Annotated in this window: 16 protein-coding genes and 2 pseudogenes; 8 read left to right on the top strand and 10 right to left on the bottom strand. The window is 71.8% G+C overall.

Annotated elements, in window-relative coordinates; translation table 11 throughout:
- Positions 1 to 948, top strand: a 948-nt coding sequence (locus ACIBAF_RS19220; RefSeq protein WP_399464401.1) for an IS110 family transposase, incomplete at its 5' end; no start/stop codon positions are given.
- Positions 949 to 1,180: 232 nt separating this feature from the next.
- On the opposite strand, the gene ACIBAF_RS19225 is transcribed toward ACIBAF_RS19220, so the two are convergent.
- Positions 1,181 to 2,629, bottom strand: coding sequence for a PLP-dependent aminotransferase family protein (locus ACIBAF_RS19225; protein ID WP_399464402.1), 1,449 nt, complete (start codon positions 2,627 to 2,629; stop codon positions 1,181 to 1,183).
- A 68-nt stretch (positions 2,630 to 2,697) separates the two neighbouring features.
- Between ACIBAF_RS19225 and ACIBAF_RS19230 the strand changes: the two genes are divergently transcribed.
- Positions 2,698 to 3,267: a carboxymuconolactone decarboxylase family protein gene (locus ACIBAF_RS19230; protein WP_399464584.1), complete on the top strand. Its 570-nt coding sequence runs from the start codon at positions 2,698 to 2,700 to the stop codon at positions 3,265 to 3,267.
- A gap of 120 nt (positions 3,268 to 3,387) precedes the next feature.
- On the opposite strand, the gene ACIBAF_RS19235 is transcribed toward ACIBAF_RS19230, so the two are convergent.
- The 4 genes and pseudogenes from ACIBAF_RS19235 to ACIBAF_RS19250 form a co-directional block, all read right to left on the bottom strand.
- Complete coding sequence (locus ACIBAF_RS19235; RefSeq protein WP_399464585.1) at positions 3,388 to 4,875, bottom strand: glutamate synthase subunit beta; 1,488 nt, start codon at positions 4,873 to 4,875, stop codon at positions 3,388 to 3,390.
- A gap of 138 nt (positions 4,876 to 5,013) precedes the next feature.
- On the bottom strand, positions 5,014 to 5,493 hold the full coding sequence (locus ACIBAF_RS19240; RefSeq protein ID WP_399464403.1) for a DUF1772 domain-containing protein: 480 nt from the start codon (positions 5,491 to 5,493) through the stop codon (positions 5,014 to 5,016).
- Between the two features lie 104 nt (positions 5,494 to 5,597).
- Positions 5,598 to 5,934: pseudogene (locus ACIBAF_RS19245) on the bottom strand (RNA-guided endonuclease TnpB family protein); the annotation flags it as partial.
- Positions 5,935 to 6,044: 110 nt separating this feature from the next.
- Entirely contained in the window at positions 6,045 to 6,758 is a 714-nt protein-coding gene (locus ACIBAF_RS19250) for a DUF2293 domain-containing protein (RefSeq protein ID WP_399464404.1), read from the bottom strand.
- Positions 6,759 to 6,903: 145 nt separating this feature from the next.
- Between ACIBAF_RS19250 and ACIBAF_RS19255 the strand changes: the two genes are divergently transcribed.
- From ACIBAF_RS19255 to ACIBAF_RS19265, 3 genes are all read left to right on the top strand, one after another.
- Positions 6,904 to 7,545, top strand: a complete 642-nt coding sequence (locus tag ACIBAF_RS19255) for a uridine kinase (RefSeq protein ID WP_399464405.1) — start codon at positions 6,904 to 6,906, stop codon at positions 7,543 to 7,545.
- Between the two features lie 55 nt (positions 7,546 to 7,600).
- Positions 7,601 to 8,104: a PPOX class F420-dependent oxidoreductase gene (locus ACIBAF_RS19260; RefSeq protein WP_399464406.1), complete on the top strand. Its 504-nt coding sequence runs from the start codon at positions 7,601 to 7,603 to the stop codon at positions 8,102 to 8,104.
- Between the two features lie 104 nt (positions 8,105 to 8,208).
- Positions 8,209 to 8,643, top strand: a complete 435-nt coding sequence (locus ACIBAF_RS19265; RefSeq protein WP_399464407.1) for a CBS domain-containing protein — start codon at positions 8,209 to 8,211, stop codon at positions 8,641 to 8,643.
- A 37-nt stretch (positions 8,644 to 8,680) separates the two neighbouring features.
- Here ACIBAF_RS19265 and ACIBAF_RS19270 read toward each other — a convergent pair whose 3' ends face one another.
- Complete coding sequence (locus tag ACIBAF_RS19270; RefSeq protein ID WP_399464408.1) at positions 8,681 to 9,808, bottom strand: magnesium and cobalt transport protein CorA; 1,128 nt, start codon at positions 9,806 to 9,808, stop codon at positions 8,681 to 8,683.
- Positions 9,809 to 10,064: 256 nt separating this feature from the next.
- Here ACIBAF_RS19270 and ACIBAF_RS19275 point away from each other — a divergent pair, with 256 nt between their 5' ends.
- The gene (locus ACIBAF_RS19275) at positions 10,065 to 10,859 is read left to right on the top strand and encodes a methyltransferase (RefSeq protein ID WP_399464409.1); all 795 of its coding nucleotides are present in this window, start codon (positions 10,065 to 10,067) and stop codon (positions 10,857 to 10,859) included.
- Between the two features lie 355 nt (positions 10,860 to 11,214).
- Here the strand turns inward: ACIBAF_RS19275 and ACIBAF_RS19280 are convergent, their stop codons facing one another.
- Complete coding sequence (locus ACIBAF_RS19280) at positions 11,215 to 12,162, bottom strand: carbohydrate kinase family protein (RefSeq protein WP_399464586.1); 948 nt, start codon at positions 12,160 to 12,162, stop codon at positions 11,215 to 11,217.
- A gap of 59 nt (positions 12,163 to 12,221) precedes the next feature.
- Positions 12,222 to 13,130: a pseudouridine-5'-phosphate glycosidase gene (locus tag ACIBAF_RS19285; RefSeq protein ID WP_399464410.1), complete on the bottom strand. Its 909-nt coding sequence runs from the start codon at positions 13,128 to 13,130 to the stop codon at positions 12,222 to 12,224.
- A 100-nt stretch (positions 13,131 to 13,230) separates the two neighbouring features.
- Here ACIBAF_RS19285 and ACIBAF_RS19290 point away from each other — a divergent pair, with 100 nt between their 5' ends.
- On the top strand, positions 13,231 to 13,659 hold the full coding sequence (locus ACIBAF_RS19290) for a VOC family protein (protein WP_399464411.1): 429 nt from the start codon (positions 13,231 to 13,233) through the stop codon (positions 13,657 to 13,659).
- 119 nt (positions 13,660 to 13,778) lie between these two features.
- On the opposite strand, the gene ACIBAF_RS19295 is transcribed toward ACIBAF_RS19290, so the two are convergent.
- Positions 13,779 to 14,333, bottom strand: coding sequence for a methylated-DNA--[protein]-cysteine S-methyltransferase (locus tag ACIBAF_RS19295; RefSeq protein WP_399464587.1), 555 nt, complete (start codon positions 14,331 to 14,333; stop codon positions 13,779 to 13,781).
- A gap of 150 nt (positions 14,334 to 14,483) precedes the next feature.
- A pseudogene (locus ACIBAF_RS19300) lies at positions 14,484 to 14,711 on the bottom strand (glycerophosphodiester phosphodiesterase family protein); the annotation flags it as partial.
- An 84-nt stretch (positions 14,712 to 14,795) separates the two neighbouring features.
- Between ACIBAF_RS19300 and ACIBAF_RS19305 the strand changes: the two are divergent.
- Positions 14,796 to 15,662: an MHYT domain-containing protein gene (locus ACIBAF_RS19305; RefSeq protein WP_399464412.1), complete on the top strand. Its 867-nt coding sequence runs from the start codon at positions 14,796 to 14,798 to the stop codon at positions 15,660 to 15,662.
- Positions 15,663 to 15,716 lie beyond the last annotated feature (54 nt).

Consider the following 15,716-nt stretch of genomic DNA (forward strand, 5'->3'; position numbering starts at 1 on the left):
ATGCGCCGGATCGCCGACCTCTACCCCGGCGAGGCCAAGACCGACGCGAAGGACGCGGCCGTGATCGCGGACGCCGCGCGGACGATGCCGCACACACTGCGCTCGCTGGAACTGACCGACGAGATCACCGCCGAGCTGACCGTGCTGACCGGCTTTGACCAGGACCTCGCCGCCGAGGCCACCCGCTCCTCCAACCGGATACGCGGCCTGCTCACCCAGTTCCACCCCTCGCTCGAGCGCGTCCTTGGACCGCGCCTCGACCACCAGGCCGTCACCTGGCTGCTGGAGCGTTACGGCTCCCCGGCCGCCCTGCGCAAGGCCGGCCGCCGCCGACTCGTGGAGCTGATCCGCCCGAAGGCCCCGCGCATGGCCCAGCGGCTGATCGACGAGGTCTTCGACGCGCTCGACGAGCAGACCGTTGTCGTCCCGGGCACCGGCACCCTGGACATCGTGATCCCCTCCCTGGCCGCTTCCCTGAGCGCAGTGCACACCCAGCGCCGGGCGATGGAAGCCCAGATCAACACCCTGCTGGAGGCCCACCCTCTTTCCCAGGTCCTGACGTCGATGCCCGGCGTCGGCGTCAGGACCGCCGCCGTCCTGCTGGTCACCGTCGGCGACGGCACCAGCTTCCCCACCGCCGCCCACCTGGCCTCCTACGCCGGACTCGCCCCGACCACGAAGTCGTCGGGCACATCGATCCACGGCGAACACGCGCCCCGAGGCGGCAACCGGCAGCTCAAACGCGCCATGTTCCTCTCCGCATTCGCCTGCATGAACGCCGATCCCGCCTCCCGCACCTACTACGACAGGCAACGCGCCCGCGGCAAAACCCACACCCAGGCCCTCCTCCGCCTCGCCCGCCAACGCATCAGCGTCCTGTTCGCCATGCTCCGCGACGGCACCTTCTACGAATCCCGGACACCGAAGGGCGTCGAGCTCGCCGCATAACCCCAGCAACCCTGAACCACCCCAAACCCGACAGAGGTGCCTTGACGAAGGACATAGAGGCACCCCCCCAGCGCTGAACGCCTGGGGGGACCCCCGCTGCTGGCCGAGAACGGCGCACGCCGGCAGCACGCAGGAGGGCGTCACGGAGCACCCGCAGGCCGACGGCGTCATCCAGGGGTACGGGGCGGTGGTCCGCGAACTCTGAGACCGGCCCGAGCGGACGCAGCCTGGACTAGGCGGGGCTCTGTTGTGCCGTCGGCGGCGGCAGCACGCGGCACAGCGCGTCCAGCGCCGCCCCGTAGGCGTGCTCCGAGGGGGTCGCGTATCCGACGACGAGTCCGTCCGACGACGCCATGTCCGTCGCCGGATGCCGGAACGAGGCCAGGCCGTCCAGGGCCACGCCCTGCCAGGCGGCCGCCTTCACCGTGGACCGCTCGGTGCCCGGCGGCAGCTGCAGCACCGCGTGGAGCCCGGCCGCGACCCCGGTGACCTCGACGTGCGGCGCCTGCGCGGCGAGCGCCCCGACCAGCCGGTCCCGACGCCCGCGGTAACGCTGCCGCATACGCCGTACGTGGCGGTCGTACGCCCCGGACACGATCAGGTCGGCCAGCCCCAGCTGATCCAGGACGCTCGCCCAGGCCTCCCGGTCGCCCTTGGCGGCCAGGACGCCGGCGACGTACCGCTCCGGCAGCACCATCCACCCGAGGCGCAACGCCGGCGACAGGCTCTTGCTGACCGAGCCGACATAGATCACCCGCTCCGGGTCGAGCCCCTGGACCGCGCCGACGGGCTTGCGGTCGTAGCGGAACTCCCCGTCGTAGTCGTCCTCGACGAGCACCCCGCCGCGCGCGCGTGCCCAGTCGATCACCGCGGCCCGGCGGCTCGCGTGCAGCGGACCGCCCGTCGGGAACTGGTGCGCGGGCGTGAGGAGGACCGCCCGCTCGCGCCCCAGAAGGTCGACACGCGCCCCGTCCGCGTCCAGGGGCAGCGGAGCCGTCCGCACGCCCGCCGCGGCCAGCAGCCCCCGGTGGAAGTCCAGCCCGTACGCCTCCACGGCCAGCGGGCCGCGCAGTACCCCGCTACCGGGGCCGAACGGGCCGAACAGCAGGCGCAGCGCGTGGCCGAAGCCCGAGCAGATCACGATGCGCTCCGGCTCGGTGCGTACGCCACGCGCGCGTGCCAGGTACTCGGTCAGCGCCTCGCGCAGTTCCCGGCGGCCGGCGGGGTCACCGGGCCCGAACACCGCGTTGGGCGCCTGCTGGAGGGCCCGCCGGTAGGAGGCGAGCCAGGCCGCGCGGGGGAACGACGACGCGTCCGGCGTGCCCTGCCGCAGGTCGTACTGCGGGCCACGCGCGCGTGCAGGCGCCTCGACCGGCACCCGCTCGGCGCGGCGATGGGGCTCGGCCCGCTCGGCGACCCGGGTGCCCGACCCCTGCCGGGCGGTCAGCCAGCCCTCGGCGACGAGTTCCGCGTACGCGTCGGCCACCGTGTTGCGGGCGACGCCGAGGTCGGCGGCGAGCGAACGGTACGGCGGCAGCCGGGTTCCCGGAGCGAGCCGCCCGCTGCGCACGGCCTCGCGCAGCGCCCGGATGACAGCCGCCCGCCGCCCGCCCGGCCCGGCCAGCTCCAGGTGCAGGTCGGCCCCGATCCGCTCAGCGGAATTGACCCACGAATTCACCATGGGAATGCACCCTACAACGGGTCTTTCCGACCCGTAGGTTGAGAGACATGACGACGAACACGACGACGATCACGACCTCGAACACGACGACGAACACGAGGACGAACACGACCGCGAACGCGGCGGCGAACACGACCGCGAACACGACCGCGAACGCGGCGGTGAACACCGCGACCGACACGGTGGCGAACCCGACTCGCCTCGACTTCGGGAAGAGCGCCCCCAAGGCGTTCCGCGCCCTGATCGGCTTCGACGCCGCAGCCCGCGAGGGCCTCGACCCCGCCCTCGTCGAACTGATCCAGATTCGCGCCTCGCACCTCAACCACTGCGCGTACTGCCTCCACATGCACACGAACGACGCCCGCAAGGCCGGCGAGAGCGAGGACCGGCTGCACCTGGTCGCGGTCTGGCGCGAGGCCCGTCACTTCTTCACCGAGAAGGAACAGGCGGCCCTGGCCCTCACGGAAGCGGTCACGCGGGTTGCCGACGGCGTCCCGGGCGAGGTCTACGCCGAGGCCGCCGCCCGCTTCGACGACCGGGAGCTCGCCCAGGTGCTCGCCCTCATCTGCACGATCAACACCTGGAACCGGGTGGCCCTGGCGACGGCGAAGGCGGCAGGGACGGACGAGCGCCGCTGAAACGGCATTCCCGCCGGCACGGTCCCTCAGCGGGGTCTCCATGGATAGGCGGTCGGCGGGGCCTCCCGGCGCGGTCCGATGACCGTCCTGCCCTCGGCGGGGCCCCTCAACGCGGTGGTGTCAGACGTTCATCGGCCGGTCGTGCGGACCGATGGGCGTCGGCAGCCGGGAGCTCCCCGTCAGATGACGGTCGACGGCCGCCGCCACCGCCCGCCCCTCCGCGATGGCCCACACGATCAGCGACTGGCCGCGCGCCGCGTCCCCCGCGGCGAACACGCCGGGGACGTTCGTCGCGAAGTCGCCGTCCCGCGCGATCGTGCCGCGCGGCTCCAGCGCCAGCCCCAGCTGCTCGACGAGCCCGTCCTCCCGGGCCGGCCCGGAGAAGCCGAGGGCGAGCAGCACGAGGTCGGCGGGGAGCGCCCGAGCGGTGCCCTCCACCGGCCTGCGCCGCGCATCGACCTCGACGAGGTGCAGCGACCGCACGTGCCCGGTCTCGTCGCCGGTGAAACGGAGCGTGGACGCCGCGAACAGCCGCGCGTCCGCGTCCGCCGCCGGCGCGGACTCCAGGTCACGCGCCTCCTCGTGCGCCGCCGAGAGCCGATAGATCTTCGGATACGTCGGCCAGGGATCGACGTCCTCGTCGCGATCCGCGCCGGGCTGCGCATGAATGTCCAACTGGGTCACGGACGCGGCGCCCTCGCGCACCGCCGTGCCCAGACAGTCGGCCCCCGTGTCGCCCCCGCCGACGATGACGACGTGCTTTCCGGCAGCGGACATCGGGGACGCCTCCAGATCCCCCTCGCACACCCGGTTGGCCAGCGGCAGGTACTCCATCGCCTGCTGGATGCCGGTCAACTCCCGCCCCGGAACGTGCAGTTCCCGCCACTCGGTCGCCCCGGTGGCGATCACCACGGCGTCGTAGCGTGTTCGCAGGTCGGCCGCCATGACGTCCCGCCCGATCGTCGTCGCCGTACGGAACTTGGTGCCCTCCGCCCGCATCTGCTCGATCCGCCGCTCAAGGTGGTGCTTCTCCATCTTGAACGCGGGGATGCCGTACCGCATCAGTCCGCCGATCCGGTCGTCCTTCTCGTAGACGGCGACCGTGTGCCCGGCCCGGGTCAACTGCTGTGCCGCGGCCAGCCCGGTGGGCCCGGAACCGATCACCGCCACCGTCTTCCCCGACAGCCGGTCCGGCGGCCTCGGCGGCGTGAAACCGTCCGCCCAGGCCCGGTCGGCGATGGCGACCTCGACGTTCTTGATGGTGACGGCCGGCTGGTTGATGGCGAGGACGCACCCGGCCTCGCACGGCGCCGGACACAACCGGCCCGTGAACTCGGGAAAGTTGTTCGTCGCGTGCAGCCGGTCGCTCGCCGCCCGCCAGTCCTCCCGCGACACCAGATCGTTCCACTCGGGGATCAGATTGCCGAGCGGACAGGCCTCGTGGCAGAACGGTATGCCGCAGTCCATGCAGCGGTCGGCCTGCTTGCTGATCAGGGGCAGCAACGCCCCGGGGACGTACACCTCGTCCCAGTCCCGGACCCGCTCCTCGACCGGCCGGCGCGGCCAGTCCTGGCGGGGTGTGGTCATGAATCCCTTGGGATCGGCCATGGGCGTCTTCCTCGCGTACGCGTACGACAGGCCGAGCGTCATCGGGCGGCACTCTTTCGGCCACGATACGTCCCGCCGGGCACCGGCGCAGAGTGGTGGACAGCGCTTTCTTCCTCCGGTTACCCGGTGAGCCTCCGGTCAGACCAGGGCCAGGACGTACACGACCGCCGAGGCCGCGGACGCGACGGCACGCACGTGGTTCCACCTCGTCCACTCACGCACATACGTCGGCCAGTACGTGACGGCCTCCGGGGCGCCCGGCTCCAGCTTCATCAGCGCCTCGTTGCGGGGCACGTTCGCCATCACGGTCACCCCGAACACACCGCACAGGTACAGTCCGCTGCCCAGCAGCAGATGAACCGTTCCGTCGTCCGGCAACAGCACGAACGTCACCACGGCGATCACCGCGCACAACGCCGCGGAGCCGAGGAACAGGACCATGAACGCCGGGGTCAGCGCCGACGAGTTGATCGCGTTCATCGCGGCGACGCCCTGCGCGGGCGGCAACGCGGCGAGCCCCCGCATCACCAGCACCGAGAAGGCACAGAAGACCCCGGCCATCAGCCCCGTCACCAGGGCGCCCAGCATCGCGAGCACCAGATACGGCCCATCGATCATGACAACGTCAACTCCCACCCGTCGAGCGGAGATCTTGCCCCGTCCGTACGGCTCGTCACCTCAATTGACTGCTCCCCTCTCTGAAGGGGGAGGGGATTCCTGGCTCAGGCCGCCTCCTGGAGCAGCGCTCCAGGACGTCTCACCCCCTCGGCGCCAGCCGGGTTCAGACCAGCCCGGACGAGCATCACACGTGCGGAGTTCCTGTCCCTGGGGGACACGGCTGCGCACGCGGTGCAGGTGTACGTGCGTTCCGACAGCGGCTGGGGGTCCCCCACGCCCTTAAGGCAGTGGGGGAACGTGCTCGGCTCTCGCTCCGCACGATGCGCGGTCCATGGTGGTGTGCGCGGAATGCACGAGGCGGATGTCCCGCCCGTGCTTGCGGCCCATCTCGATCACGGCCTTCTTCGTGGCGTCGACAGACGCGTCGGTGATCTTCGCAGCGCGATGCGGCAAGCCGACGGCGCCCGCAGCCGGAAGGTGTGCCGGGCATGCCCGCCCGTCCCGGCCTCCTCCGTCGGCACGACATCCCCCTCTGCCCACCAACCGCCTGCTCATCTGGGCCCCTCCCCACCCTCCCCACCCTCCCCGCCCCACTCCCGCAGTCGCCTCTCCACCTCGCTCGCGATCCGCCGGCGTGCCTCGTGTCGGGGCACGCCGCTCATCAGGAGCCGGTCGTACGGCGTGTCCAGATGCCGTACGGACGCCACGACCGCGGAGACGACCGCGCCCTGGGACAACGCCCGCCCGGCGGCGCTGCGCCCCACCCGGCCACTGCCCCGCAGCGAGGCGTGCACCGCGATCCCACGCGCCCGGTCTCCCGGGCAGCCCGGAAACAGCCGCAGGACCTCCGCCGCGAACGTCTCCGCGAACTGCTCGTCCTGCGCCGCCCGCCGCCGCGCGTCCCGCACCCGGCGTCGGCGCCGGGCCTCGGCGTCCGCCAGGCATCGTTCCTCGGCCCTCGCGAGCGCCGCCTCCTCGACGAGGACGCCCTGGCGCTCGTACCGTCCCTTGCGCCGGTTGAACCGGACCACCACAGCCCAGAGCCCGCTCTCCTCCCGTGACCTGCGCGTCAGCGCCGTGTCCCCGCGCGGCAGGAACACCAGATGCCCCAGATCGGCGCAGTCGAGGCAGCGCGGCGCGGTGTCCTCCAGGACCAGCATCGGCTGCGGCCCGCGACGACACCCGGCGCAGTGCTTGCGCCGTAGCGGCTGGATGACGAGAAGCCCGGTGCGGGGTGCGGGAGTTGCGAGGGACGCGCTTGCCATAGGGGCTTCATTCCCCCTGGTGGGCGCGGCGGCACCTGGTCAAAGGCCCATGTCCTCCTTACGACGCGAACCCTCCCCTCGTCGAGCCGCCCGCCGCCCGTGGATCCCTCGAGGTCGAGGCGTCCAGGCTGGTGGCTGACGCATCATGGGCCGTGTGCGACTCGAAGCGATCACCTGGGAACGGCTCGGCGACCTCCTTGCCGAGCGGCTGCTCGATCTGAAGCCCGAGGACGGCAGTCCATGGCGACGCGTCGCCTTCGACGGCGCCCCGGCGGCGCGCCCCGGGGATCTCGCCGAGCGTGTCGCCGAGGCGCTGCGCACCCGCGGACGTCCCTCTCGCGTCGTGGACACGCACGGCTTCCTGCGCCCCGCGTCTCTGCGTCTGGAGTACGGCCATCACGACGTGGAGGCCTATTACGACGGCTGGTTCGACACCGGCGCTCTGTGGCGCGAGGTGTTCAATCCCCTCGAACCCGACGGCGACGGACGGATCCTGCCCGATCTCCGGGACCCTGTCACCGACCGTGCGACCCGCAGTTCCTACGTCCAACTCCCGCCCGGTGGCTTCCTGTTGCTGCATGGTCCTCTCCTGTTGCGACACTGGTTCCCCTTCGACCTGTCCGTGCACGTCCTCCTCTCCCCGGCGGCCCTGCGCCGCCGTACCGCCGAAGCCGACCACTGGACGCTGCCCGCCTTCGAGCGCTATGCCCAGGAGACCGATCCGGCCGCCACGGCCGACGTCCTCGTCCGTGCGGACGATCCTCGTCATCCGGCGTGGGGTGGCTGAATCGCGTATCGGCGAACCGCTTTTAAATGCACATGCATATAAGTAGTCTGACGTCATGTCGATCTCCGCGAGCGCTGCCGTACCTTCCGCCGCCTCCGATTCCTACGCCACCTCCGTTCCCTCCGCCGCCTCCGACTCCGCCGAGTCCTCCGACGCCTCCGTGCCTTCGGTCTCCTTCAGTGACTCCGTTCGTGCGCTCCTCGACGGCAGGAACTTCGCCGCCGTGGCCACTCTCGGCCCGGACGGGGCCCCGCAGAACTCGGTGGTCTGGATCAAACGCGAGGGCGACACCGTCCTCTTCTCCTCCACCGACGGACGCCAGAAGGTGCGCAACCTCCGTCGTGACGCCCGTATCAGCCTGTCGGTCTTCGACCTCGCGAACCCGTACACCTCGGTCGAGATCCGTGGCGCCGCCGAGATCCTCCCGGACCCGGACAAGCGGCTCCCGCACGAGCTCTCGCACAAGTACCTCGGCATCGACCCGCCCGCCGAGAAGGACGACGAGGCACGCCTGATCATCCGCGTCGTCCCGCAGCGGGTCCTGGGCTTCTCGGCCTGAGGAGCTCCAGGTGCGGGCACCTGGTGGCGCGGCGAGAATGTGGGGTGCCGGGACTAGCGGCGCCGCCCGCGCCGCGCCGGCCGTCCGGCACCGGGAGGTACCTCATGACCACCGCCGGAGACATCATGCACCGCGGCGCCCAGTGGATCCCCGCCGGCGAGACCCTCGACCGCGCCGCCCAGCTGATGCGCGAGCTGAACGTCGGGGCGCTGCCCATCAGCGACGAGAACGAACGGCTCTGCGGCATCCTCACCGACCGGGACATCGTGGTCGGCTGCGTGGCCAGGGGACATGACCCCGCACGGGTCACCGCGGGGGAGATGGCCCAAGGCACACCGCGCTGGATCGACGCGGGAGCCGACGTCGGCGAGGTCCTCCAGGAGATGAAGGGCCACCAGATCCGCCGACTGCCCGTCATCGAGAACAAGCGCCTCGTGGGCATGATCAGCGAGGCCGACCTCACCCGGCACCTGACCGAGGACCAGCTCGCCGCCTGGGCCGAGAGCGTCTACGCCAGGACCGGACCCGCCCGGCACTGACGACGGCGCTCGCGGTCGCCTCGACGGAACCGGCCGCTCAGAGCCAGCCGTTGCGCCGGAAGCCGCGGTACAGGACCCAGCAGGCGACGGATATCACGCCGATGACCAGCGGGTAGCCGAACCTCCAGCGCAGCTCCGGCATGTTGTCGAAGTTCATGCCGTACACCCCGCAGACCATCGTCGGCACGGCGATCACCGCAGCCCAGGCCGTGATTTTCCGCATGTCCTCGTTCTGCGCCACCGTGACCTGTGCCAGATGCGCCTGCAGGATCGAGTTGAGCAGTTCGTCGAAGGCGGCGATCTGCTCCGTGGCCCGCAGCAAGTGGTCGGAGACGTCGCGGAAGTAGGCCTGTATCTCCGGATCGATCACCCGGACCGGCCGGTCCGCGAGGTCCAGGAGCGGACGGCCCAGCGGCACCACCGCCCGCTTCAGCTCCAGGAGTTCACGCTTGAGCTGGTAGATGCGCCCCGGGTCGGTCCGTGCGCCGTCGTCCGCGAACACGTCCGTCTCGACCTGGTCGATGTCCGCCTGCACGGCGTCGATGACGTTCAGGTAGTCGTCGACGACGTGGTCGGCGATCGCGTGCAGCACCGCCGACGGCCCCTTGCCGAGCTGCCCCGGATCGGCCTCCAGCCCCTCGCGCAGCGGGCCGAGCGAACCATGCCGTCCGTGTCGCACAGTGATCACGAAGTCCGGGCCGACGAACACCATGATCTCGCCGGTGTCGACCACCTCGCTGGTCGCCGTGAGCTCCTCGTGCTCGACGTAGCAGACCGTCTTGAACACCGCGAACAGCGTCTCGCCGTACCGCTCGACCTTCGGTCGCTGATGTGCCTCGACGGCGTCCTCGACCGCCAGCGGATGCAGGTCGAACAGCTCGGCGATGCCCGCGAACTCCTCGTTCGTCGGCTCGTGCAGGCCGAGCCACACGAAACCGTGACGGCTCTTGCGCACCTGCTCCACCGTGTCGACGAGATCGCCGCCGCGCGGAGCCCGGACGCCGTCCCGGTACGTCACGCAGTTCACCACCGAGGAACCCAGCGGGGATCGCGCGGGGTGGCTCAGGTCGACCCGCGGGCGCCGCCGGGCCAACCGCGCCACCCTGCGCAGACCGCCGACCCTTCCGAGGCCGGTGACCTTCCGCAGATTCCCTGCCATGGTCATCTGGGACTCCTTGCGTGGATCTCCTCGCGCCGCATTCCTGCGCCCTGGCGAGCCAGTCTGCCAGGCCCGCGTATGCCGTGGGTAAGCCTGTGGAAAGGGCAGGTTCCGCTTTGTTCCCGCCTGTGGACAACGGGACTTCCGACTGCTCACGAGACCTGCGGCCGTCCTTTCCCGCCACGGGTTCCCGGCTTTTGCGCTCCTGATCCCGGCCGCGTCGACCACCTCCGGCACGCCGGACAACTGGGATGATCGCCGCATGACGCGATCCGACGGGTACCTCCTCGACAACCGGCAGCCCGAGGCGGGGGAACGCTTCGACGCCTTCGCCGCCCTCTTCGACGCCACGACGTTCCGCCACCTCGAAGGGCTGGGGATCGGAGCCGGCTGGCGGTGCTGGGAGGCCGGCGCCGGCGGCGCCTCCGTGGTGTCCTGGCTGGCGAAGAAGGTCGGCCCGACGGGCAAGGTCCTCGCGACCGACATCGACACCTCCCGGCTGACGTCGGCCGCCCGCCCGCCGGTCGAGGTACGCGTCCACGACCTCGGCGCCGAAGAACCGCCGATGGAGGGCTTCGACCTGGTGCACGCCCGGCTCGTCCTGGTCCATGTGCCGGACCGGGAGCGGGCGATGCGCTCGATGGTCAAGGCCCTGCGCCCCGGCGGACGGCTCCTGATCGAGGACGCCGACCCTGCCTTGCAGCCCCTGCTCTGCCCCGACGAACACGGCCCCGCACAGCAGCTCGCGAACCGTCTGCGGCACGGCTTCCGCCAGCTCCTCGCCGGCCGGGGCGCCGACCTCTCCTACGGTCGCAAGCTCCCGCGTCTGCTCCGCGAGGCCGGGTTGCGTCGAGTCGAGGCCGACGCCTACTTCCCCGTCACCTCGCCCGCCTGCGCCGCCCTGGAGTCCGCGACGGTCCGGCAGATCCGCGACGAACTCGTCCGGGCGGGCCTCGCGACCGACGAGGACATCGACCGCCACCTGGCGAACGTCGCCGCCGGGGGCATGGACCTGGCCACGGCCCCGATGATCTCCGCATGGGGCCGAAAGGCCTAGCACCCCCCGCCCCCCCTCGAACCCGGCCGAACGCCACCCCGCCCCCCACCGACCTCCGACCCGGCCCCCGGCAATCCTTGCCCCGCTACCCCCAGCACCCCAGCACCCCAGCACCCCAGCACCGCACCCCAGCGAACTTCGCCCCGGCGTCCCGCCGAGCTCCGGTCCCGGGATCCCTTCGGGCCTCTGCCCCGGGACTGCCGTTGAACCTCGCCCGGTCCCCTCACTGCCCCCCTCGGGCCTGGTCACCGACTGCCGCCGGGAACCTCGTCGGACCCCGGACTGTGACCCGTGCCGAGCTTCTGCCCCTCGGGCGCGTCGGGTCTGCGGGTCGGGACTGCCGCGTCAGGTGGTCTCAGCCGGTGTGGGCCCGGGCTGTCGGCGGCGTCGTTCCGTCGTGCGGGGCGGGTGGTCTGCCGCCTACTTCTTGCACAGCCCGGGCCCCCGCTCGACAGCCCTCTGCCGCCGCGGCCTCGGCGTCGGCGCCGGCCAACAGCGTGGCGAGGAACGCTCCCGTGAAGGCGTCGCCGGCGCCCGTGGTGTCCCGGGGGGTCGCCGGAGCGGCGGGCACGTGGGCGAGCACAGCGCCGTTCCTGGCCAGCAGCGCACCGTCCGCCCCCTGCTTGGACACCACCAGCGGGACATGACGGCTCAGCTCGGCCGCCGCGGCCGCCGCATCGAGCAGCCCGGTGAGCAGACGGGCCTCGTCACGGCTGGGCAGCAGCACGTCCACGCCCTCGACGAGGGACAGGAAGCGGCCGACGCCCAGTTCCACCAGGAAGCCCGCCGATGCCGGATCGAGGCTCACCGGTACCCCACGCGCGCGTGCCGACGCCACCGCCGTACGCACCAGGGCGCGCCCGGACTCCGAGAACAGCAGGTATCCCGACAGGTGCAGTCGGCCGACCCCGTCCAGGAGGGCTTCCGACCAGTCGTCGGGGCCGAGCCGGAGGGCCGCGCCCCTGTCGGTGAGGAACGTCCGCTCAGCCGCCGCGCCCGTGTCGACCAGGCAGATCACCGTCCCCGTGGACGCCTGCGGGTCGACGACGAGCCGGGGCCGTACCCCACAGGCGGTCAGCTCCCGTTCGTGCCAGGCCGCCGACTCCGCGCCCACCCGGCCGAGGAGCCGTACGTCCGCACACCCTGAGTGCGCCGCCCAGCACGCCACGTTGGCGCCCGCGCCGCCGGGCAGGGTCCGGATCACGGAGGCCGTGTCGGTTCCCGAGGCCAGCGGTCCCCGATGCCGGGCGACGACGTCCGTCACGACGTCCCCGACGACCAGCAGCGCCCCACGCTCCGGCACCCGAACCGGGCCACCGCGGCCGCGGCCGGGGCTGTGGTCCGCGCCGTCCGGTCGTCCGGTCACGCCTCGGCCCACGCCGCCGCGATCCGCGCCGCCAGCCGCACGTTGCCGCGCACCGCCGCCAGATTGGCGCTCAGAGACGCCCCGTCGGTGTGCCGGACCAGGTAGTCGAGCAGGAACGGAGTGACGCCCTGGCCGGTGACGCCCGCCTCCTCGCACGCGTGCAGCGCGTCGGCGAGCACACGCGCGTGCAGCTCGGGATCCAGCTGTTCCTCCTCGGGAACCGGGTTGGCGATGATCAGCGCCGACTGCGGTGCCCCGAGCGCGTCCTGAGCCCGCATCACCTCGGCCACCTGCTGCGGGGTCTCCAGCGTCCAGTCCACGGGTTGGCCCGAGTCCGACAGGTAGAACCCCGGGAAGCGGTCGGTGCCGTACCCGGCGACGGCGACGCCCAGCGTCTCCAGCCGCTGCAGGGTCGCCGGCACGTCCAGGATCGACTTCACCCCCGCGCACACCACCGTGATCCGTGTGCTCGCCAGCAGCCCCAGGTCCGCCGACTCGTCCTGGGTGACCGTCCACTCCCGGTGCACCCCGCCGAGCCCGCCCGTCGCGAACACCCGCACGCCCGCCAGCGTCGCCAGGAGCGCCGTCGCCGACACCGTGGTCGCCCCGCTCGCCCCCGAAGCCACCGCGAGCGGCAGGTCGCGATGGCCCAGCTTGCGGAACCCGTCCTCGTTGGCGACCCGCTCCAGCTGCTCCTTGTCCAGGCCCACGTGGGGCCGCCCGTCCAACACGGCGATCGTCGCCGGCACGGCGCCCTGCGCGCGTACGACCGCCTCCAGCTCCAGCGCCACCTGCAGGTTGCGCGGGCGGGGCAGCCCGTGCGAGATGATCGTGGACTCCAGGGCCACCACGGGTCGACGCGCGTCGACCGCGTCCCGCACCTCTTCCGACACCACCAGCACCACGCGCCCGCCTCCTGTCCGTCGACTCTCCCCTCATCTCTGGCGGGCGGCACGTCCGGTCAAACCCTTGCGGCCTGTGGGGGAGGACACCAGCCTGGGAGGCATGACGGACAACACGACACGTCTCGACCACGTCGTCCTGTGGGTGCGTGACCCGATCGCCGCCGCCGACTTCTACCAGAAGGCCGTCGGCCTGGAGCCCGTCCGGCTCCCCGAGTTCGCCGCCGGCAAGGAACCGTTTCCCTCCGTACGCGTCAACGAGGAGGCTCTCCTCGACCTCATGCCCGTGTCGATGGCGGAGCGCATGAAGATGCTCCCCGGCGCCGCCGGCAGCGCGGGACACCCTGTGAACCACGTCTGCCTGGCCCTGCCCCAGGGTGACTTCGACGCCCTCCGAGCCCGCCTGGAGGAGCGCGCCGTCCCCGTCTCGGACGTCTCGCACGGCTCCTTCGGCGCCCGCGGCGAGGCCACGCGCAGCTTCTACTTCCGCGACCCGGACGGCAACGTCATCGAGGCACGGCACTACGACTGAGGTACACCCGTCGGGACTGCTTCCGGCTCCGGGTGAACAGCAGCAGCGCGGTGAGCGGGAGGAGCAGACCGGCCGCGGCGGCGTTGAGCCAGGCGCGCAGAGCCGCCACGCCACGCCCCTCAGAACAGCGGTTCGGGCAGGACCCCTTCCAGAGCGAGCAGTTTCCGCTTGGTCTCCAGACCGCCGCCGAACCCGCCGATGCCGCCGTCGCTCTCCACGACCCGGTGGCAGGGCACCACGACCGGCAGGGGGTTGGAGCCCATCGCCACCCCCACCGCCTGTGCGGCCCCCGGCTGCCCCACCCGCTTGGCCAGATCTCCGTAGCCGACGACTGCCCCGTACGGGACGCCGGAGGCGAGTTCGCGCAGCACCTGCCGGTTGAAACCCGAGATCAGGGACCAGTCCAACGACAGCTCGAAGTCACGCCGGTCACCCGCGAAGTAGGCCTCGACCTGTCGTATCGCCTCGGCCAGCAGCGGGGAGTCGGGCGCCTCGACCGGTTCCGTGCCCAGTCGGCCCGCCAGCCGGTCGAGGGCCTTGTCGCGCACCGCGTCGGTGGCGTGGAACACGACGTTGAGCAGACCCTCGCGGGTCGCGGCCAGCAACAACGGACCGATGTCGGTGCCGACGACGGTCCACACCACCTGCTGCTCGTACTGCCCATGGCTGTCCATGCGCCCACCGTACGGCCTGCCACTGACAACGCCCCGACGTCGACGGTCCAGGCGAAGACCTCCACGGGCCTGCCGAGCAGGCCGTTGGCGAGATGCCGCCGGGTCCTTCACCTTCCGGGGAGCACGGCCGGGAAACGCCTCCTCGGCGTCGGGCGTACGGCGGACACTGTCGTCGTGGATCACCACGAGCTTGCCGTCCTTGGTGCGCTGGACGTCGTTCTCCACCCAGCCGACGCCCGGCGAGGTGCGTGTGCGAGGGAGTGCAGGATGGCCACAGAATGAAAGGAGACGCCCGAGGCCGCTCACTGGTGCCGCACATGTGGGGCAAGGGCGTGTTTCTTTGCCGGAAAATCGTTCGACCATTCCGGTGGCAGTCATACTCTCTCTCAGCCTTGACCGCACTCAGCGGTCCTGAGAGGGGCGTTCAGGGAAATCCAGCAACAGGGCGAAGGGCAACCGCGCATGCAAGGCTCGGTCGACGGTTTCAGCTACGGACTCGTCACACCGCTGGTGGCCTTCCTCATGGCCTGCCTCGGTGGCGCCCTCGGTCTGCGCTGCACCACCAGAGCCCTGCTCGTCGCCCACTCCTGGCGCCCCGGCTGGCTCGCCCTCGGCTCGGCGGCGATCGGCTCGGGCATCTGGACCATGCACTTCATCGCGATGATCGGCTTCACGGTCGAAGGCGCCCCGATCCACTACGACAAACCGATGACCTACGCCAGTCTGGGCGTCGCCGTGCTCATGGTGGGCGTCGGGATCTTCATCGTCGGCTACCGGGGCGCGACGGGAACCGCGCTGTTCACGGGGGGCACCATCACCGGCCTGGGCATCGCGTCGATGCACTACCTGGGCATGGCCGGGATGCATTTCAACGGCACCTTCGAGTACAACACGCTCACCGTGGCCGCCTCCGTCGCCATAGCCATGGCCGCCGCCACCGCCGCCCTGTGGGCCGCGGGGCAGGTCAGGGGCTTCCTGTGGAGCGTGGGCGCCAGCCTCGTCATGGGCCTGGCCGTCACCGGCATGCACTACACCGGCATGGCCGCCCTGAGCGTCCATCTGCACACCACCGAGGCCCCGGCCACGGGCGACTCGGCCGCCGCCCTTCTCGCGCCGATGCTGATCGGCCCTCTGGCCTTCCTCTGTCTCGCGGGCGTCGTCGTGATGTTCGACCCGCTGATGGTCGTGGGCAAGCCCGACTGGACCCGCGCCGAGCACAAACCCGGCGTCCCGGCGCATCCGCCGACCTCGTACCCGTCGCGCCGGCCCCAGTTCCGCGGCCGCCGCAAGGTGGCGCACCGCGAGTCCCGGACCCCGCAGAACCGCTGAGGCCCCGCCCGCGCGACCTCGGCGCTCGCCCCCGCGAAACACCTGATCGGACCC

Source organism: Streptomyces sp. NPDC051677, assembly GCF_044453465.1.
Lineage (GTDB): Bacteria > Actinomycetota > Actinomycetes > Streptomycetales > Streptomycetaceae > Streptomyces.